The sequence below is a fragment of the Hymenobacter radiodurans genome, from assembly GCF_004355185.1.
GTDB lineage: Bacteria > Bacteroidota > Bacteroidia > Cytophagales > Hymenobacteraceae > Hymenobacter > Hymenobacter radiodurans.
Map to the genome: position 1 here is coordinate 3,852,689 of NZ_CP037922.1, position 19,307 is coordinate 3,871,995.

18 protein-coding genes and 1 pseudogene are annotated in these 19,307 nt (G+C 55.3%); 8 read left to right on the forward strand and 11 right to left on the reverse strand.

The features are described 5' to 3' along the window. Positions 1–62 precede the first annotated feature (62 nt). The 3 genes from pbpC to EPD59_RS17545 all read left to right on the forward strand — a co-directional run bounded on the left by pbpC (position 63) and on the right by EPD59_RS17545 (position 3,739). Complete coding sequence (pbpC, locus tag EPD59_RS17535) at positions 63–2,375, forward strand: penicillin-binding protein 1C (RefSeq protein ID WP_240731472.1); 2,313 nt, start codon at positions 63–65, stop codon at positions 2,373–2,375. Positions 2,376–2,630: 255 nt separating this feature from the next. Beyond that, a complete protein-coding gene (locus EPD59_RS17540; RefSeq protein WP_133273923.1) occupies positions 2,631–3,185 on the forward strand; it encodes a YMGG-like glycine zipper-containing protein in 555 nt (184 codons plus the stop codon). Between the two features lie 89 nt (positions 3,186–3,274). Further along, complete coding sequence (locus tag EPD59_RS17545; protein ID WP_133273924.1) at positions 3,275–3,739, forward strand: YybH family protein; 465 nt, start codon at positions 3,275–3,277, stop codon at positions 3,737–3,739. A gap of 83 nt (positions 3,740–3,822) precedes the next feature. Here EPD59_RS17545 and EPD59_RS17550 read toward each other — a convergent pair whose 3' ends face one another. Both EPD59_RS17550 and EPD59_RS17555 read right to left on the reverse strand, forming a co-directional pair. Then, entirely contained in the window at positions 3,823–4,266 is a 444-nt protein-coding gene (locus tag EPD59_RS17550) for a DUF779 domain-containing protein (RefSeq protein WP_240731473.1), read from the reverse strand. Positions 4,267–4,387: 121 nt separating this feature from the next. Continuing rightward, entirely contained in the window at positions 4,388–5,914 is a 1,527-nt protein-coding gene (locus EPD59_RS17555) for an aldehyde dehydrogenase family protein (protein WP_133273925.1), read from the reverse strand. A 124-nt stretch (positions 5,915–6,038) separates the two neighbouring features. Between EPD59_RS17555 and EPD59_RS17560 the strand changes: the two genes are divergently transcribed. Continuing rightward, positions 6,039–6,962, forward strand: coding sequence for an AraC family transcriptional regulator (locus tag EPD59_RS17560; protein ID WP_133273926.1), 924 nt, complete (start codon positions 6,039–6,041; stop codon positions 6,960–6,962). A gap of 172 nt (positions 6,963–7,134) precedes the next feature. On the opposite strand, the gene EPD59_RS17565 is transcribed toward EPD59_RS17560, so the two are convergent. The 5 genes and pseudogenes from EPD59_RS17565 to EPD59_RS17585 all read right to left on the reverse strand — a co-directional run bounded on the left by EPD59_RS17565 (position 7,135) and on the right by EPD59_RS17585 (position 11,062). Beyond that, a complete protein-coding gene (locus tag EPD59_RS17565; protein ID WP_317128539.1) occupies positions 7,135–7,920 on the reverse strand; it encodes a TIGR03915 family putative DNA repair protein in 786 nt (261 codons plus the stop codon). Positions 7,921–8,067: 147 nt separating this feature from the next. Continuing rightward, a complete protein-coding gene (locus tag EPD59_RS17570) occupies positions 8,068–8,418 on the reverse strand; it encodes a hypothetical protein (RefSeq protein ID WP_133273927.1) in 351 nt (116 codons plus the stop codon). 94 nt (positions 8,419–8,512) lie between these two features. After that, positions 8,513–9,397: an alpha/beta fold hydrolase gene (locus tag EPD59_RS17575; RefSeq protein ID WP_133273928.1), complete on the reverse strand. Its 885-nt coding sequence runs from the start codon at positions 9,395–9,397 to the stop codon at positions 8,513–8,515. A gap of 62 nt (positions 9,398–9,459) precedes the next feature. Further along, complete coding sequence (locus EPD59_RS17580; RefSeq protein ID WP_133273929.1) at positions 9,460–9,642, reverse strand: hypothetical protein; 183 nt, start codon at positions 9,640–9,642, stop codon at positions 9,460–9,462. 155 nt (positions 9,643–9,797) lie between these two features. Further along, positions 9,798–11,062 (reverse strand): annotated as a pseudogene (locus EPD59_RS17585) (putative DNA modification/repair radical SAM protein). A 305-nt stretch (positions 11,063–11,367) separates the two neighbouring features. Here EPD59_RS17585 and EPD59_RS17590 point away from each other — a divergent pair. The 4 genes from EPD59_RS17590 to EPD59_RS17605 all read left to right on the forward strand — a co-directional run bounded on the left by EPD59_RS17590 (position 11,368) and on the right by EPD59_RS17605 (position 15,726). Further along, positions 11,368–13,287 carry a BamA/TamA family outer membrane protein gene (locus EPD59_RS17590; protein ID WP_133273930.1) on the forward strand — a complete coding sequence of 640 codons (1,920 nt, stop codon included), beginning with the start codon at positions 11,368–11,370 and terminating at the stop codon, positions 13,285–13,287. 156 nt (positions 13,288–13,443) lie between these two features. After that, positions 13,444–14,280: a CvfB family protein gene (locus EPD59_RS17595; protein ID WP_133273931.1), complete on the forward strand. Its 837-nt coding sequence runs from the start codon at positions 13,444–13,446 to the stop codon at positions 14,278–14,280. A 164-nt stretch (positions 14,281–14,444) separates the two neighbouring features. Continuing rightward, entirely contained in the window at positions 14,445–15,107 is a 663-nt protein-coding gene (locus EPD59_RS17600; RefSeq protein WP_133273932.1) for an NAD-dependent epimerase/dehydratase family protein, read from the forward strand. Positions 15,108–15,186: 79 nt separating this feature from the next. Next, on the forward strand, positions 15,187–15,726 hold the full coding sequence (locus EPD59_RS17605) for a hypothetical protein (RefSeq protein WP_133273933.1): 540 nt from the start codon (positions 15,187–15,189) through the stop codon (positions 15,724–15,726). A 78-nt stretch (positions 15,727–15,804) separates the two neighbouring features. Here EPD59_RS17605 and EPD59_RS17610 read toward each other — a convergent pair whose 3' ends face one another. The 4 genes from EPD59_RS17610 to rimK all read right to left on the reverse strand — a co-directional run bounded on the left by EPD59_RS17610 (position 15,805) and on the right by rimK (position 19,261). Then, the gene (locus EPD59_RS17610; RefSeq protein ID WP_133273934.1) at positions 15,805–16,140 is read right to left on the reverse strand and encodes a hypothetical protein; all 336 of its coding nucleotides are present in this window, start codon (positions 16,138–16,140) and stop codon (positions 15,805–15,807) included. Positions 16,141–16,412: 272 nt separating this feature from the next. Then, positions 16,413–17,078, reverse strand: coding sequence for an OmpH family outer membrane protein (locus tag EPD59_RS17615; RefSeq protein WP_133273935.1), 666 nt, complete (start codon positions 17,076–17,078; stop codon positions 16,413–16,415). A 134-nt stretch (positions 17,079–17,212) separates the two neighbouring features. Beyond that, positions 17,213–18,262 (reverse strand): succinylglutamate desuccinylase/aspartoacylase family protein, encoded by a 1,050-nt coding sequence (locus EPD59_RS17620; RefSeq protein ID WP_317128392.1) that lies wholly within the window; start codon positions 18,260–18,262, stop codon positions 17,213–17,215. Between the two features lie 48 nt (positions 18,263–18,310). Next, a complete protein-coding gene (gene rimK / locus EPD59_RS17625) occupies positions 18,311–19,261 on the reverse strand; it encodes a 30S ribosomal protein S6--L-glutamate ligase (RefSeq protein ID WP_133273936.1) in 951 nt (316 codons plus the stop codon). Positions 19,262–19,307 lie beyond the last annotated feature (46 nt).

The window sequence follows — 19,307 nt, forward strand, 5'->3', positions numbered from 1 at the left end:
GTTTAGGAGCCTGTTCACGGTTATATTTGACCATGACTCGGCGGCACACATGGCGAATGATAATGGCGTTGCTGGCTGGGTTGTTGGCATTGCTGGGGCTCGACCGTCTGTTTCCGCTGCCACCGGCTCCGCAGTACTCGCCCCTGGTGATGGCCGCCGATGGCTCGGTCCTGCACGCCTACCTCAACCCCACACAGAAGTGGCGGATGAAAACCGAGCTGCGCGAGATAACACCGGTTTTGCGTACCGCTATCATTGAGAAGGAAGACCGTTACTTCTATTACCATTTCGGCGTCAATCCGCTGGCAATCATCAAGGCCGCGACGCGTAATCTGTTCAAAGACGGTCGCACGACGGGGGCTAGCACGATTTCTATGCAAGTGGCGCGGCTGCTGGAACCTAAGGAACGCACGGTAGCCAATAAGCTCTTGGAAATGCTGCGGGCCGTGCAGCTGGAGGCACATTACAGCAAAGACGAAATTCTGCAGCTATATCTGAATCTGATCCCCTACGGTGGCAATGTGGAAGGCGTAAAATCGGCGGCGCTCCTCTACTTTCAGCAGCCACCCGATTACTTGTCTCTGGCTCAAACAGTGACGCTGGCTATCATCCCGAACCGGCCCACGGGCTTGGTGCTGGGCAAACACAACGCCGCTATTCTCGCAGAGCGAAACAGGTGGCTGCGGCGCTTCGGGGGGCAAAATCTGTTTCCTAAACAGGATATAGCCGACGCCCTGCTGGAGCCGCTGGACGTGCAACGCCACGCGGCGCCGGCCCTAGCCCCACATCTGGCGCGGCGGATGGTGCAGCGGTTTCCGGGTCAGGCCAGCATCAGCTCCACCTTGCAGCGCGGCAAGCAAGCCAAAGCCGAAGACCTGACCCGCAATTATGTACGCAGATTGTATGGGCTGGGCATCACCAACGCGGCAGTATTAGTCATTAATAACCGCACCCGCGCCGTGGAAGCCTACGTGGGTTCGGCTGATTTTGGCGACGCCGCCAACCAAGGGCAGAATGATGGGGTGCAGGCGGTTCGTTCGCCGGGCAGTACGCTCAAGCCCTTTCTGTATGCGTTGGCCCTCGACCGCGGGCTGCTCACGCCCAAGCAGCTTTTGTCCGATGTACCCACGAACTTTCGCGGCTACCGACCCGAGAACTTTGATAAGCGCTGCCATGGGGAGGTAACCGTGGAACGGGCGTTGGCTTACTCGCTTAATATTCCGGCCGTGGGCGTGCTCGCTGAGTTAGGTGTTCCCACGTTTACGGACAAGCTCAGCCAGGCCGGCTTCCGGCGCGTAACGCGCGACGCGCCGCATTTGGGGCTAAGCACCATTCTCGGCGGCTGCGGGGCGACGCTGGAAGAGTTAACCAACTTGTACGTGACGCTGGCCAATGGCGGACAGTACGCGCCGCTCGCGTGGACTACCGCAATTACTTCGAGCAAAACCTTTACATCCAAAAAGACCACTGGGGGGCAAAAATCGGCAACTGCGCTACTCTCGGAATCGGCCGCTTACCTGACCACTGATATTCTCGCCCAGCTCACGCGCCCTGATTTGCCCGTGGGCTACGAAACTAGTCGGCGTCTGCCCAAAATTGCCTGGAAAACCGGCACCAGCTACGGTCGCCGCGATGCCTGGAGTATCGGTTATAACCGCGAATACACGATTGGCGTGTGGGTGGGCAATTTCAGCGGGCACGGCGCGCCCGCGCTCACCGGCTCGGAGGTAGCTACTCCCCTCCTGTTTGACTTGTTCAATGCGTTGGCGTACAATTCGCCCAACAACTGGTTTTTGCCCCCCAGTAGCCTCGACTTCCGATTGGTGTGCGCCGAGAGTGGCCGTCCGCCCGGCGAGTATTGCCCCAACCAGCTCATCGATTATTTCCTGCCGGGCGTATCGTCGGCGCAGCGCTGCCAACACCAGCGCGAGGTGCTTTTGGCAGCTGATGGGGCCACCGTCTATTGCCGGGCCTGCGCGCCAGCGGCCGGTTTTCGGCGCGAGCTGTATCCTAATTTGCCCCCCAGGGTGGCGGCTTTTCGCGAAACGCAAGGATTACCCTACCGGCGTCTGCCGCCCCACAATCCCACTTGCCAGCTCGTGCGGGGCGGTCCCGAAATGGCCCCCAGCATCATCTCGCCCCAGGCGGGCACCGACTATGTGCTCAACCGGGGCGAGGGCCAGCAGCTGCTGCTGAGCTGCACCACCGATAGCGAAGTCCGGCAGGTGTACTGGTACGTGAATGATGAGTTTTTGCGAGCCGCCTCCGCTACGGAGCGTGTCTTTTTTCGGCCATCGGCGGGGCCCCTGAAAATATCCTGCGCCGACGACCACGGCCGCAATACGGATATCCAAATCACCGTGACGGAGCTCTAGCAAAACGCAATTTCCTGCTGTCTGTTTCACCAGTCAGCTTTGCGAAAAACAATGCTCTGAAAGCAGAAAATCTTGGCTAATTATCCTTTGAAACAGAGCAAATTAGCCTCCCTTTTCTAGCTTTTATTTCAAATCCGATAATCCTTTTTGCATTCTACTTCGTTAATCGTGCAACGACAGATGAGCTGTTGTGGCACGGTGCTTGTATTTACCTGCTAAGAATTTGTATAAGATTCCCAACTTAAAACATTCGTCATGAAAAAGCTCAGTTATATATCGACGCTGATTTTGCTGATCTCGGCAACCTTTACAAACGCGGTTCAGGCGCAGGAGAAAAAGCCTTGGAGCCCTCAGGCGAAAGGTGCCGTAATTGGTGGTGTAGGTGGCGCCGCTGCTGGCGCTATTATTAACAAGCGCAACCGCCCCGTGGGTGGTGTAGTAGGCGGTGTGGCCGGCGCTGGCGTAGGGTATGCTATTGGTAAACGCACCGACAATAAGCGCAAGGAAGCCGCTCGCGTAGCCGCTGCCAATCGTGCTGCTGCTAACCGCGCTGCTGCCGACCGCGCTGAGCGTGCTGCCCTGGCTCGCCGCGTAGAGGCGGCCGAAAAGAAAGCCGTTGTAGCCACAGCCAAACCACAGCAAACGCAGTATCCTATGATGGCTAATGGCTTTGCAGCCACTACTCCTATGATGCTAGTTGGCGCCGACGGCGCTCCTACCGCTTCGAGTGCTGCTTATTTGCCCAACGAGTCGTATGGCGAGCGTAACACGCCGTATCCTTCTTCGGAAGTGCGCAGAAAGAGCTGGTAACTCCGGAATTTTTCTACTTTCGCCGACTCTAGCCTTGCGCCGGAGCCGGCGAATTTCTTTACAGTCCACACTCTAATACTCCCCTTTTTATGAAATCCTTCCTTTGGATTTTGTCCGCTACCGTACTTCTGACGGCCTCTTGCACCAAAACCGACGAGAAAGACTCGGCCGTAAATGCGCAGACGCTCAATCAGCAGTTTATCAGTGCCTGGAACAGTAAAAATGCCATTCAGCTAGATACGCTTTTCGCCGACGATGTGCATTTCCTGCAAGGTGAAGCCCATTTCCAGGGCAAGTCGGAAGTGTCGAACCGTTGGGTGCGCGAAACCATGGGCACCATTTCCAACTTGCGCACCAACGTAGTAAGCTCCGGCACCGACGCGCAAATAGCCTACGAGGCCGGCACTTACTCCGTAGATGTAGAGCCTTCAACACCGGGCACTCCTATGGGCGAAGGCGAAGGCAACTTTATTCTACTTTGGAAAAAGAACCCGAAAGGCAGCTGGAAACTTAGCTATGCCCAGCTCGAAGGTTTGCCAGTTAAGGTTAAATAGACAACAAAGCTCGTTCTGAACGATATAGGCATAAAAAAGCCCCCACAACCAGTTGTGGGGGGCTTTTTTATGCCTATGCTTATTTAAGAAGCGGTCGTGCGGGCTAGGTACTCTTCTCCATCCAGCACCGGCTCCATGTGCTTTGACTCTTCCTCCGTGAATAGCCGCGAGCGAATCAGAAAGCGCACACCCAAGGGAATTTCGAGCGAGAAGCTGGCGCCCCGTCCCTTCGTAACATCTACCGTGAGCTGGGTGTGCTGCCAGTACTCAAACTGACTGGCGCTCATGAAAAAGTCGCAGCCGTGGATAGTGCCCAGCCATACATCGGCCCCGCCCACCCGAAATTCACCCGCCGCAAAGCACATGGGCGAAGATCCGTCGCAGCAGCCCCCGCTTTGATGAAACATCAATGGGCCATGCTCATCGCGGAGCAAATCAATAGTGGCTTCTGCAGCGGGTGTTACGAGGACGCGGGGGGTGGTCATGGCAATGGTAAAGGATGATTTTTCAACATAATAGAACGTCATGCTGACGACAGGAAGCATCTCGCGTGCTGATGCAGGAGTAATAACCCTACTACCGCGAGCGAGATGCGTCGCTGTCGCTCGGCATGACGTTCTAATTAAACAGTTTCAACTCAAGTAATGCTTAAAAGAAGCCCAGCTTTTGCTGGCTGTAGGAGATGAGCATGTTCTTGGTCTGACGGTAATGTGCGAGCATCATCTTGTGGTTCTCCCTGCCGAAACCAGATGCCTTATAGCCGCCGAATGGGGCGCCAGCGGGGTAGTCGTGGTAACAGTTGACCCACACGCGGCCGGCCTGAATGGCGCGGGGCATTTTGTACAGCTCGTGGGCGTCGCGGCTCCAGAGGCCAGCACCAAGGCCGTAAAGCGTGTCGTTAGCTAGCTCAATGGCCTCGTCATTGTCCTTGAAAGTGGTTACCGACAGCACCGGCCCAAAGATCTCCTCCTGGAAAATGCGCATCTTATTATGTCCACGGAAAATGGTGGGCTTGATGTAGTAGCCTTCGGTTAGATCCTCATGATCGTGGGCGTGGGCTTCGCCGCCTACCAGCACCTCCGCTCCTTCGGCCTTGCCGATTTCGAGGTAGCTCAGGATTTTTTCGTACTGATCGTTCGAGGCCTGGGCGCCCATCATGGTGTCGGGGTCAAGCGGATGGCCGAGCTTGATGGCTTTCACGCGCTCAATCAGGCGAGGCATAAACTGGTCGTAAATGTCTTCGTGAATGAGCAAGCGCGACGGACAGGTGCAGATTTCGCCCTGATTTAGCGCAAACATGGCTGCACCTTCCAAGCATTTGTCGAGGAAGTCGTCATCGTGGTCCATCACCGATTTGCAGAAGATGTTCGGCGATTTGCCCCCCAGCTCCATCGTCACGGGAATAATATTCTCGGCAGCATATTGCAGAATGAGGCGGCCAGTAGTCGTCTCGCCCGTGAAGGCAACTTTCTGTACGCGCTTGTTGCTAGCCAGTGGCTTACCGGCTTCGAGGCCAAAGCCATTCACGACGTTGATTACACCGGCGGGCAGCACGTCTTGGATCAGCTCCATGAGCACCATAATAGAGGCAGGCGTCTGCTCGGCGGGCTTCACGACCACACAGCAACCAGCGGCCAGTGCGGGGGCAATTTTCCAGGTGGCCATCAGCAGCGGGAAGTTCCAGGGAATGATCTGGCCCACTACGCCCAGCGGCTCCTGAATGACGAGGGAAAGCGTGTTCTCATTCAGCTCCGTCGCGGAGCCTTCCTCAGCCCGAATCACGCCCGCGAAGTAGCGGAAATGGTCGATGGCGAGAGGTAGGTCGGCGGCCATGGTTTCGCGGATGGCTTTGCCGTTCTCTACCGTTTCTACCGCCGCCAAGTGCTCCAGATTCGCTTCCATGATGTCGGCAATCTTCAAAAGCACGTTGCTGCGGGTAGTAGCCGAAGCTTTGCTCCACGACTTAAACGCCTCATGGGCGGCATCCAAGGCCAGCTCAATATCCTCTTTGGTGGAGCGAGCTACCTTACAAAACGCCTTGCCATCGATGGGTGACGGGTTCTCGAAGTACTGACCTTTGACGGGAGCCACCCACTTGCCGCCGATGAAGTTGTCGTAGTGGGATTTGAACTGGGGGCGAGCGATGAGTGTGGTGGGATTTTCTAACGTTTCCATGCTGTGGGAGTTATGAATGAACACTTACCCCAAGGTAGCTTTCGTTATTGCTGAAAAGTGTGTAGTATTCTCTCAGTCTATCCGCCTATAGTCGCAAGTTTTTCGCTTCCTAGTCCCACCCGTTATGTCCCAGGCCTTTCTACCGTCGCCCGTTGCGCTGCGCCACCCCGATCAGCTTCATGCTTTGGTTGAAAACCGCACTGTGTATTCGCTGGATGCCTTCGAACTGAACATCTTCGAGACGCGCCAGACGGCCAGCAAGGTGCCGCTGAGCATGGGCAACCTCGTGCTGACCACTATGCTGCGGGGTAAGAAAGTAATGCACCTGGCCGGCCGACCAGCCTTCGATTATTTGCCCGGCGAATCGGTAATCGTAGGTGAGCAGCAGCTGATGGAGATTGATTTTCCCGAAGCCAGCGCCACCAATCCCACCCAGTGTCTGGCCCTAGCCATCCCCGCCGACACTATTCGCCAAACGGTTGACTTACTGAATGAGCGCCTGCCGCTGGCCGAAGAAAAAGCCCCCTGGAGTCTGGCCATGACCGATAATGCTCATCTGACCAATACGCCCGAGCTAACCGGCACGCTGGAGCGCCTAATCCATCTTTCGCAGGAGACACACGCCAGCAAAGACGTATTGGCGTCGTTTACCCTGCAAGAGTTACTTATTCGGCTGATGCAGACGCAGGCCCGCCAGCTCATTTTTCACAATTACGCTCACCACCTGAGCACTCACCGCTTCGCCCACGTGGTGCAGTATATCAAGCGGCACCTCACCGAGCAGATAACCGTAGAAAAGCTCAGCGAGTTGGCCTGCATGAGCAAAGCCACCTTCTTTCGCTTATTTAAGCGCGAGTTTGGTCTCACACCAGTTGAATACATTATTCAGGAGCGCCTAGCCGAAGCCAAACGCCTACTGCGCAATCCCCTCACGACGGTAGCCGACGTATGCTTCCGGGCCGGTTTCAACAACACAAATTACTTCCAGTCGCTATTCAAAAAGTACGAGGGAATTACACCCGGCTTGTACAAGAAGCGGTGCCGGTAATGACAAGCGGGGGGCTTTTTAGCCTGAACTAAGTCAACTTATCAAGCTCGTCATGCCGAGCGGCAGTGAAGCATCGCGCGCGCTTCGTTGCAATACGAACCCTGACGACTGCATGCGAGATGCTTCGCTGCGCTCTGCATGACAATCGTATAGATGCTTAAATGCTTACTACTTATTGCAGCTGATTCGAATCCTTGGTTAATGTCTTGTTTTTAATTGGTTGAAACCGGGTTTCGCGTGGCTGCTTTTCGCTTAGGTATCGCCAATAGCGCAGCGGGATGTGACGCCGGTGCAGCTTCATATTGCGGCGTTCTGGGATATTGGCGTGGTCAAAATAAGTTTGCCAGAGCAGGCGAAATAATGGCTCGCGCTCGTCCAGCACCGTGGCCGATACATCGGTGGAGCGCTGGGGGGCTTTTTCCTCAAACTGCACGATGTCGGTGCGGTGCAGGTCGTAGTAAAGACCGTAGCCGCGGCGCCGGTCAAAGATCAGCCAGCGCTGATCGGCGTAGCGCTTGGTGAAGTGGGGCGCAATGAGCGGTAGCACATCAAAATCGGGTTCAATGGTGGCGTGAAATAGCTCGTCCTGAGTTTTCTCGAAGCGCACGAAAGCTTCCATGCGGTGCTTTTCGCGAAACATCTGCTTGTCGATGTCGGCCACAAGGCGCACGCTGTCGTTGGTGTAGTTCTCCGAAATATCCACCCTACCCTTGGCCTCCACTGCTAGCTGTACGTAACGGCAAATAATGATTTCGCGGTCGGCGCGCTCAGACAGAAACACATGATACAAACGCGTACGCGCCTCCATATCCATGTATTTCAGCAGTCCTTGCCATACACGGGTGGCTTTTTCTTCGCTGGTGGCAATGGGTACAGTGGCGGTAAAAAGCCCCCCTGCGCCGCATCGGCCGGCTGAATGCTGTTGGGGGGCGTTTTGCGCTCGTACATCTCCAGCAATACCGTCAACAAGCCATCAAAAGAGCCATCGTAAGTGTAATCGTGCATAAAGCGGAGTAAAGAGAAGGCTATACGAACCAACTAACAGCCCGTTATGCTTCGGCAGGCAAGCGCCAGATTCAGCACAACGGGCCAGATTAGGAGATATTTAGCCTTGTACGGGTTGCAGCTGGCGAGCCGCGTCGCTGAGAGCTTGGGCCAACTGGTGCAGCTGATCAATAGAATTGGGCGTAGCGCCATCAACCACACTGTTGATATGCTCAGCCAGAGTCAGAAGCAGGCTACTGATCTGAGCTGCATCGCCTGTATTAATCACACTTTCCAGCTCTCTCAAATCGTTGGCAATTGTATCGTAGGCCGGATCATCGCCCGTTTCCAGAAGTTCACTCCAGCCATTTATGTTGCCAATAGCAGGAGTTTTACCGTTGTTGATATTGCCCTTCAGAATCTCAAGAGAAGCGTTTAAGTGAGTGGCGGCGGCAGATTGGGAAATGCTCATATATCGGTTGGGTTTAAGTGAACACTAGCCTTTCTTACTGCATCTGGCGCTCTGAGGTTAAGTAATGCAAGGGTTCCCCGTAGTTCCTCTCCTTTCAATGGCCTCCATTCTCATGATAATGGCCAAAAAATCGCAGCAGCAATTCATTGACAGCTTCGGGATCTTCGTGCTGCACCCAATGCGTAGCCTTATCAAAATAGGTAAGACGACCAGCCTCGCACCACGCCAGGCTTTCCTGCGCCATATTGGCGTTGAGAAAAGCATCTCGCTTGCCCCACACAATGTGCACCGGCACCCGCACCCGCCCCGGCGGATTCAATTGCCGCACGTAGCGCGCCGCCGCCCGATACCAATTGAGCATGCTGGTAATAGCCCCAGGCTGCGCCCAAGCTGCTCGGTACTGCTTTAAGTCTTCATTACTAAATGCCCCCCGACGGCTGGTTCCACGCAGTGTTTGCTCGCCGAGTTGGTAATTATTAAGGCTGAATGCCTTCTCGGGCAGCCACGAAAGCTGAAAAAAGAAAATATACCAACTCTTGCTTAACTGCCGGAAGCTGCGCCGTAGCTCCTGAGTCATTACCCTCGGGTGCGGCACATTTAGGATTGCCACCCGGGCCACTCGATCAGGAAAATAGGCCGCCAGATTCCACGCTACGAGCGCGCCCCAGTCGTGGCCGACCAGAAAGGCGTGCTCGTGCCCGGCCGCGTCAATCAGGCCAATGATATCGGCTGCCAAAGCCGGCATCTTATAATCGGCCAAGCGCGGAGGCTTGTTGCTAAGGTTATAGCCGCGCTGGTCAGGCGCCCACACCCGGTAGCCGGCCTCAGCCAACGCCGGGATTTGGCGGCGCCAACTGTACCAGAACTCGGGGAAGCCGTGCAGCAGTATAATCAGTGGGCCATCCTGCGGCCCACACTGCACAACGTGCAGCGTAATGCCGTTGGTAATGACGTTGTGGTGTTCGAGTTCGTAGCGCACAAACCGTCTTACTACAGTTGCGGTAAGAAGTTGCCGCTCAGCTACAAACCAATCTTACAACATCAGGCAGCCTCCGGGTGCGACTCGTCGCGGGCGCTGGTAGTGCGCACCGACTCGTGCAACTGACGGACCAGCGGCAACAGGTCGCTGAGCTTGCAGCAGCAAGCCAAACGTGCCACTTTCATAGTTTTGGGAGCTTCGGAAGGAGCGGCCGACGCGTCGGCGCCGCGGTGAGAAACAGTCATGGTAGTAGTTGTTGGTCGCTAATGGTTGGTTGTATAAAGAGCCTTAGGCCGGTGTGGAAGTGGCAGAATCAGATAAAAAAACTAGAAAGCCGCATCGCAGTGATTGAATAGCTACTTGCGAATGTTATTCACTGCGATGCGGCTTTAGTAATGCATTAAGAAGCCTGCGCAAAAAGATCGAGCTGCTGGGTGACGAGGGCTGAACGCACTGCACCCGACCCAAACAGAATCTGTCGACGCAAGCTCTGCTCATCATATTCGCGGCTATCCAGCGCTTGGCCACGGCATGTCAGAAAGAACTTGGCCCGCTTGAGCACCACGCCAAACTTGTGTAAATGATCTAAAGTGAGCGGGGCGAAACGGCGAGCTGCCACAATGCGCTTGGCGGAACGTGCTCCAACACCAGGCACCCGCAGAATCATCTCATAGTCAGCGGTCTGCACATCCACGGGGAAAACGTGACGGTTGCGTAGCGCCCAAGCCAACTTAGGGTCAATCTCCAGATCGAGGTGGGGATGCTGAGGATCCAGGATTTCATCGGCCTGAAAGCCGTAGAAGCGAATCAACCAGTCGGACTGATACAGGCGATGCTCCCGAATAACGGGTGGGCGCGTGAGCTGTGGCAGGCGCGCGTCATCTGTGACCGGGACGTAGCCGGAGTAATACACGCGCTTCAATCCATAACCCTTGTACAGGGAATCGGAGAGCTGAAGAATCTGATGGTCGTTCTCGTCAGAAGCACCTACAATAAGCTGGGTGCTTTGGCCCGCCGCCGCGAAAGCCGGTACTTTCTTGAAAAGCGCCTTCTCTTCCTTGTTCTGCACGATGCCCTGATGAATCTGCTTCATCGGGGTCAAAATTTCTTTATAATTCTTCTCGGGGCCAAATTCTGCAAGCTCAACTCAGAAGGCAGCTCAATGTTGACGCTCAGACGGTCGGCGTACAGGCCAGCTTCCGCAATCAGCTCGGGTGAAGCACCCGGAATGGTCTTGACGTGGATGTAGCCATTGAACTTGTGCTCGGTGCGCAGCTTCTTCACGATGCGCACGAGGCGCTCCATGGTGTAGTCAGAATCCTTGAAAATACCGGAGCTGAGAAACAGCCCTTCGATATAATTGCGCCGATAGAAGTTCATCGTGAGATCAACTACTTCATCTACTGTAAAGGCCGCACGCTTCACATCATTACTCCGCCGCGATACGCAGTAGGCACAATCGAAGATGCAATAGTTGGTCAGCAGAATTTTTAGCAGGGACACGCAACGCCCGTCTTCGGTGTAGCTGTGGCAGATACCCATGCCCTCCGCATTGCCTAAGCCCTTGTTCTCGTTTTTGCGCTTTCCACCACTGCTGGAGCACGATACATCGTACTTCGCGGCGTCTGCCAAAATACTTAGCTTTTCCTGAATCCGTTCGTTCATCCGAGGGCTTTTGATGGCTTAAAAATAGCAACTACACTTCATATACACAATACTACCTTAAGCTAATTTTTTTAGGAAAGGTTTCAAAAGCACATCTTAAAAGTGCTGGTTTGGGTGAGTATTTGCCCCCCAGTGTTCCAATCTTTAGATTGGAATGACTTGTGATTTTTTGGCTCCGATTTGGGATATTATTTACGCGCAACTCCGTTGGAAATTCCAGCTAACATCCAGCTTCGTACTTACTGAGTGGCCGCTGGCGTTTGTACCTTGCAGGTTGCCGATTGGCTTTCGTTTTGTCTCGCTTTATGCTTGCTTACCTCGTGTCTGCTTTCCAGTTGTTGCCCCATTTCCGGTGGCGGCTGGTGCTGCCGTTGGTGTTCTTAGTAATTATAGCGCAGGCCCAGGACCCGCAGCCATCTGTACCCGACACGGTGCGAACTCCGCTTGAAACCCGCCCTGACTCCTTGCGGCGGCGCTTCGATGAGGAGCGCATTCTAACGGGTCTGCAAGCGTATGCCAAGCGCAAGACCATTGCCGGCAAGGCGGTGGCGGCGCTGTTCAACTTCACGGCTCGGGCCGAGGAAAGAGCCGGCCTCGATGCTACCCTGCTCGATCGCCAATACAGCCAGCACAACTATAAGATTGTGCGCAGCATCAACATTACCACGCTCGACGCCTTCGGTTACAGCATCAACAACCCCGACCGCAAGCCGCGCAACTTTCTGGAGAAGGGGGGCAATATTTTCCACATTCGCACGGCCCCGTCGCGGGTGCGGCAGCTGCTGCTGTTTCGGGTGGGCGAAGAGCTAGAACCCCAAGAGCTAAGCGAAACCGAGCGTTTGTTGCGCCAGACGGGTGAGTTGCTTGACGCCCGTGTGTTTGTGAATGAGGCCACCACCACGCCCGACAGCGTGGACGTTCAGATCATTACCAAGGATGTATTCAGTTTGAGCGGCTCGCTCCAGATTCGTGATGTGGATGCGGCCGTCATTGGGCTGAACGATGTAAACTTTATGGGGCTGGGCCATCAGTTTCGGAACCGCTACGAGTATGGTCGCGCCAGCCCCCAGCCTTGGCGCTATCGGGGTAGCTACTTAGTGCCTTTCCGCAACTTTGTCAATGCCGAGGTACGCTACCGTAACGAGTATGAAAACAAAGAAATAGGCGCTTACGTGGCCCGCGACTTTGTTTCCATCAATACCAAGTACGCCGGCGCGGTGGCGCTCGATTTTTATGATCGGCTTATTCAGCTACCACAATTGCCCCCCATCGATCCGTTTCGCCTGGAGCGGCTGCGCTACAGCACGCGTGATGTATGGCTGGGGCGGGCCTTACGCCTAAAAAGCTACGACCTAGGTTACGAGAACCCGGCCCGATTTGTCGTTTCTGGGCGCTTCTTGAACACAACGTATGGCGAGCGGCCCATTGAGGATTATGCCGACGCGAGCCTTTTTCTAGGCACCATCGGCTACAGCGTACGGCACTATTACAAAGACAAATACCTCTTCGGTTTTGGTCGTACCGAGGACGTACCGACGGGCACGTTGCTCAGCCTTACCGCGGGCTACGAGCTAAACGAGTTGGGGAATCGGCGCTACTATGGCGTACGAGCTTCCAGTGGCTTATACAGCGTACGGCGGGGTTACCTATATCTGAGTGGTGAGTATGGGTCTTTTGTGCGTGCGCGCGACCGGGACTGGCAGCAAGGCCTGCTTAGCACCCAGGTTCTGTATTTCACCCGCCTCTATAATACGGGTAACTATCAGTGGCGCCATTTTCTGTGGAACCGTATGGACTTGGGATTCGACCGGCGCCCTGGCGAGCAGCTGCTATCTATTGAAGGCGAACGGGGCCTGCGCGGCTTTCGCACCGATGGTACCCTGCGCGGCACGAGTCGCTTTGTGCTCAACTATGAGGCTACTATGTACACGCCCGTCTCTTTCCTGGGCTTCCGCCTGGCCGGTGTGGCCTTTGCTGATGCCGCTTGGCTGGCTACTACCCCCGGCCGCGACTCCCCATTTCTCGACAAGCCATTTACCGGTTTCGGCTTGGGTTTGCGTTTCCGCAACGAGTACACCGCGCTCCGCACCATTCAGATTTTGTTTGGCTTCTATCCGCGGGGCCAGTTAACTAATAATGGCTACCGAATCTTTGAGAATTCCGGGGCCTACTATGACTTCAGTGATTTCAATTTCACCCGCCCCGGTGTTGCGCCGTATCAGTAGCGCCGCAGCTTATCCTGGTCATGGTAGGCTGACTTGACCCTATTGCTATTCTACCGTAGAATGGCTGCGGTGCCGGCAAATAACCTGAGTGAAATTTGCCCCCCAGCCTTCAGTACCTTTGCGCGCTCAACCTTTTCACCCTCATACGCCCTTCCCATGCTTGCCCTCGGCGACTATAACGAACTAGAAGTAGCCCGCGCCGTGGATTTCGGCCTCTATCTTACTTCTGATGATGGCGACTTGCTGTTGCCCATTAAGTACGTGCCCGAAGGCACTCAGATTGGTGACCGGTTGCGGGTATTTGTGTACCGCGACTCCGAAGACCGCCTTATTGCTACCACGTTAGAGCCGCTGGCGCGGGTAGGTGAGTTTGCGGCGCTCACTGTCAAGGATGTATCATCCAATGGTGCTTTTCTTGAGTGGGGCCTCGAAAAAGACCTTTTTCTCCCCTATCGTAATCAGCGCCAGGCCTTGCGCGTGGGGCAGCGCGCCACCGTCTATGTTTACCTCGACGAAAACTCCGACCGTATCGTGGCTTCGTCTAAGTGGGAGAAGTACTTGCCGCATGCGGAATTTCCGGGCCAAGTTGGCGACCAAGTAGAGCTTTTCGTTGCGCAGGACACTGACTTAGGCTACACCGTCATCGTGAATGGCGCTTACCTCGGCCTGTTATATCACAACGAGATCTTTCGCCCCCTACGCTTAGGAGATAGGCCAACCGGTTACGTGCGTCAGATCAGGCCCGACGGCAAGCTGGATATAAGTCTGCAAAAAGTGGGCTACGACGAGGCGTTGGACGCCACCGAAACCATTCTCACGGCCCTACGCGCCAGCGGCGGTACCCTACCCCTGTCCGACAAAAGCGAGCCAGACGATATTTACCGCCGCCTCGGCATGAGCAAGAAGGTATTCAAAAAAGCACTCGGCACCCTCTACAAGCGCGGCTTGGTGCAACTAGCACCCGATGAAACCCGACTACTAGGGCAGGAATAAACAGCCAAAGCAGGCCTTCATTGAATAGATTGACATTCAATGGCAATGGTGCACTACGCGCCGTTTTCGTTGCGATGTTCCTTGTCTTCTTTGCCCTTCTGTGGTATTTATCGTAGAAGGACTACTGCTGCTCTTCCCTCTGCTCTCGTGCTTCCAACCACCTTATGACACCTCAAAAAACTGCTCTCATTGCCGGCGCCAGTGGCTTGGTTGGCAGCCAACTCCTTTCGTTGCTGCTGGCCTCCGAGCGCTACGCCAAAGTCATTGTGATAGGTCGGCGGCCCCTGCCCCAGGTGCACCCTAAGCTGGAGCAGCGCATATTTGACCTGGATGATTTAGATCAGCACCGTCTGGCCCTGATTGCCGATGATGTGTACTGCTGCCTGGGCACCACCATGCGGCAGGCGGGCTCCAAAGAGGCTTTTTACAAGGTCGATTACTTGTACGTAGTAAAGCTGGCGGCCCTTACGGCTGGCAATTTTGCGGCGCAGTTCTTAGTGGTGTCAGCGATGGGCGCCGATGCAAATTCGCGTATCTACTACAATCGGGTGAAGGGCGAGATGGAGCAGGCCGTGCGGCAGACGCCCTTTCGGGTTATTCATTTTTTTCGGCCTTCTCTGCTGCTAGGCAATCGCACGGAAAAGCGTTTGGGCGAGCAGATTGGGGCCGTTTTGATGAAAGCTTTGCGGCCCTTGATGGTGGGGCCACTACGTAAGTATCAGCCTGTTGAGGCCGTCACAGTCGCACGCGCTATGCTGCGCGCCGCCGAGGAAGATGGCGGCGGAATACGCGTGCATCTGTCGGATGAAATTGCTCAGGCGCGCTAAAACCAGCGGACGAAGATGAGTTCAGCACGGAGTTTGTGCTTTACGGGGTCAGTTGACTTTTAACCCTAACATCTCCGTAATGAAGTTTTTGTACCGTCTAGTTTTATTACTTCTTCTAACGGCTCCTGCTGCCTACGCCCAGAAGGGCGGTTACAACACTGGTATTGGTTTGCGCGCTGGCGGCTATTCTTCCGGCCTCACAGTGAAGCATTTTTTGAGCGGCAAGAATAACGTGGCATTTGAAGGCTTGCTAACCAGAGAGTACGCTGCCCGTGGTGGCCGGCTCACCTTGCTATTGGAAAAGCACCTGCCCGTAAGTGATATCAAGGGTTTGCAGTTTTACTACGGCGCCGGCGGTCATGTGGGATCTTACAATGGGCGCTACTACTTCTCCGACCGCCGTTATTACGGCCGGAAAGGCAAGGATTACTACTACGTTTATTACGCTGAAGACCGCAACTACATCGCCTTCGGTGCCGACTTAATTCTGGGTCTGGAATACAAATTGCCAGATTTGCCCTTCGTGGTAGGTGTTGACTATAAGCCATTCTTCGAGGTATTCGACGGTGCAACGGGCTTGTATTCTGATGCAGCCTTCAGCTTACGTTTTGTTTTCTAAGACAACGAGTCTTTTTTACACTAACAAAAAAGCCCCCCAGATTGTGTCTGGGGGGCTTTTTTGTTAGTGTAATCGTCACTAGCGTATCCGACCACGGTCGCGGCCATAGGGTCGCCCGTCGCGGGCGGGCTGACGGCCATCCTGGCGATAGTAGCCGGGTCGGGGCCGCACCACCACGGGCCGCTGCCGGTAGGGCCGGACAATAACGGGCTGACGCTCTACCACAACCACCCGCGATGGACGATGGTAGTAGGGCCGAGGTCGATACCCATAATACGGGCGAGGGGGCGGATAATATGCTGGCCCGCTTGCCACCACAACGCCAGGCTGCGCCGAGGCCACGCAACCCGTCATCAGGGCCGCCGAGAAAACCAGCGCCACCAGTACTACAGAAGATTTTATCAGCTTTTTCATTGTCTATACCGTGGAGCCTTGGTTTAGCTACCACAAATCAATAGACACCGATTTTGACGTAGGGTTTAATGAGGCACATCAGGAATTTGGGCCACTTTTCCACCGCAACTCGCTTGCAGCTAGCGTTCTGCTAAGCATAACTCATAAACATAGGTTGGGGGGCTTTTTACAATGCGCCAGCTCAGACAGAAGCTTCTTTTAGGCTAAAGCAAAGCGCCCGCTGCTCCAAGGAACAGCGGGCGCTTTGATGGCTTCTTGAGCGCCAAACCTGACTACTTCTTTCCGTATTCAGTGTTTAGGCGCTTCAGTACCGGAGCTGTTACGTCGAGGTCTTTGCGGCTGTAGGCAATAGAGCCACCGGGCTGCGCAATGAGAATAAACTGGTAACCATTCTCTTTGCCGTACTGCTCAATCAGCTTGTTCACGCGAGTAAGCACCTGCTGGCTCATTTTGGCCTCTTCCTCGGCGGCCTGACGCTGGAGTTTTTGCTGCTCCTGACCCACCTTCTGCTCCTGCTGCTGCAGTTGTTGCTCGGTAGCGGCCCGTTGCTCAGGTGTGAGGCTGGCAGCCTGTGCTTGGTATTTCTGCACGGCTGCCTGGAAGTTGGTTATCATCGTTTTGTTTTGCTGCTCCCAACCTTTGGCTTTTGCCTCAAAGTTGCGACGCGCAACCTGCATGCCCTTGTAGCCATCCAGCAGTTTGCTTGACTCTACGTAACCGATTTTGACGGGCTCAGGTGCCGCTGTTACTGCGGCGGGCGCGGCAGCCGTTGTATCCTCAGGACTGATGCTGGCGCTGTCGGAGGTAGCAGTGACGGCAGCAGTTTTGGCGACGGCAGGCACCGCAGCCGGCTTTTGGGCAAAGTGCAGGTAAAATAACACTGCCACGGCGACAACCAGGACCGCATTGATGGCTAAAAGCAACGAATTCGTCTTCATTCAAAGAAATAGTAGTGGCCGACACCTCGTCGGCTCCCCAAAGAAACGCAGAAACCAGCAGGATCAGAAATTAAGGGTCGAAGCCAGGCCTTCCAACGCTTTGCTACGACTGAATCAGAGCACGCAGCGCAGTACTATATCTGGTCGTCGTCCTCTTCTTTCGACTTGGGGGGCGATTCTAGCATGTGCGGCCAATGCGAGGCAGGATTGGGGGGCAAATTATCCGGCCAGGCAATGTGTACCAGCGCATCGCCTTGGTTCACAACCGGCATATGGTTCAGGCCAATAACGTAACCCGCCGTTGGCGTTTCGAGCCGCACGGTGCCTTCGCCATATGGGTCGGCTACGCTACCATACACCTCCCCTTTTTCCAGAAATTGCCCATTCTGCACATGGCTCCGAAACAAGCCCGCGAACTTAGCCCGCAGCCACGTATGCCGCCGACACACAATGCTCGGCTGGGCGGCTGCCGGAGCTTCAGCCAGCATTCCTAGTTGATGTAGAACGCGGAATGTGCCCGCTATAGCCAGCTCAATTCCGGCTTCATCGAGGCGTAACGATTCGCCGGTTTCGTACACGATAATACGGCGGCCCTGCTGCATGGCCGCCTCGCGCAGGGAGCCGGGCCGCAACGACGCGTGCAAAGTAAACGGAGCCGCAAAAGCCGACGCCAGCACATCAGTTTGTTCATCTTCGCCCAGCAGACAGCGCACTTGCGGCATGTTGGCCCGCGCCGCGCCACCCGTATGAAAATCGATGCCGTAGTCGATAAGCGGCATGATTTCGCGCATAAAGCGGTGGGCCACTCTGCTGGCCAAGGACCCGCGCGGATTGCCCGGAAAGCTCCGATTCACATCCTTGCCGTCGGGCACCTCTCGCGAGAAATTGAGAAAGCCGTAGATGTTGAGGATAGGAATGGCGATGATAGTGCCGCGCAAAGGCTGCAGCAAATCGCGGCGCACCAGGCGACGAATTGTTTCAATGCCGTTTACCTCGTCGCCGTGCATCCCCGCCATTAGCAGCACCGTTGGCCCCGGTTCCTGCGCCCGATAGACGTACACGGGCACATCAATGACGGTACGGGAAGGCAGGCGCGAAATTACCAACCGCGTCAGCACCCGTTCGCCCGGCCTGATAACCAAGCCGTTGATTAACATATCGGTGGGGCCGTAGGTATGGGGCAAAGGCTGAAGCGTTAAGAGTGGAACGAATACAGGTACATTTCAAGCCATTTACCCTACTACATCGGGCTGGGTATCCGGCTGGGGGGCTTTTCTGGTCGTTTTTTTAGCGGAATCCTTGCGCTTGCTGTGTACCAGCGCCGCCGTGTACTCTATGATTTTGCCGGCAATATCCAGGCCGGTAGCCTTCTCAATTCCTTCCAGACCCGGCGATGAATTCACTTCCAATACCAGCGGTCCACGCTTGCTCTGCAACATATCGACGCCGGCAATGCCCAAGCCCAGCGCTTTGGTAGCCAGCAATGCAGCAGCTTTTTCGGCCCGGCTCAGCTTCACTAGCTTACCCGATCCGCCCCGGTGCAGATTCGAGCGAAACTCGCCTTCCTTGCCTTGGCGCTTCATGGCACCCACCACCTCGCCATTCACCACAAATGCCCGCAGGTCGGCGCCCTTGCTTTCGGCAATAAACTCCTGCACAATGATGCGGGCCTTAAGGTTGTGAAAGGCCTCAATTACCGATTGGGCGGCTTTTTCAGTCTCAGCCAGCACCACTCCCAGGCCTTGCGTACCTTCTAGAAGCTTAATAATCACCGGGGCGCCACCAACCTGCTTGATCATTTCGGGCACCTCATCGGAGTAGTTGGTGAAAGCGGTTTTGGGCATTCCGACTCCGGCCCGCGACAGAATCTGCATAGAGCGCAGCTTATCCCGTGAGCGCACAATAGCTTGACTATCGATGGCCGTGCGCACTTTCATCATCTCAAATTGCCGCACTACGGCCGTGCCGTAGAATGTCACCGAGGCGCCAATGCGCGGGATAATGGCATCGAAACCCGTCAGTTTCTTGCCTTCGTAAATTATGCCTGGGTCGCCTTTCTCCAGCACCAGGTTGCAATGCAGATGGTCGACGACCACCGCCTCGTAGCCGCGCTGCGTGGCAGCTTCGACAAGGCGCATGGTGGAGTACAGCCTCGGCTCGCGCGAGAGAATGGCCAGTTTCATTGGAAAGATAGGTCAGAGGTAAATGGGGGCGGAGGCAGGAAAGCAG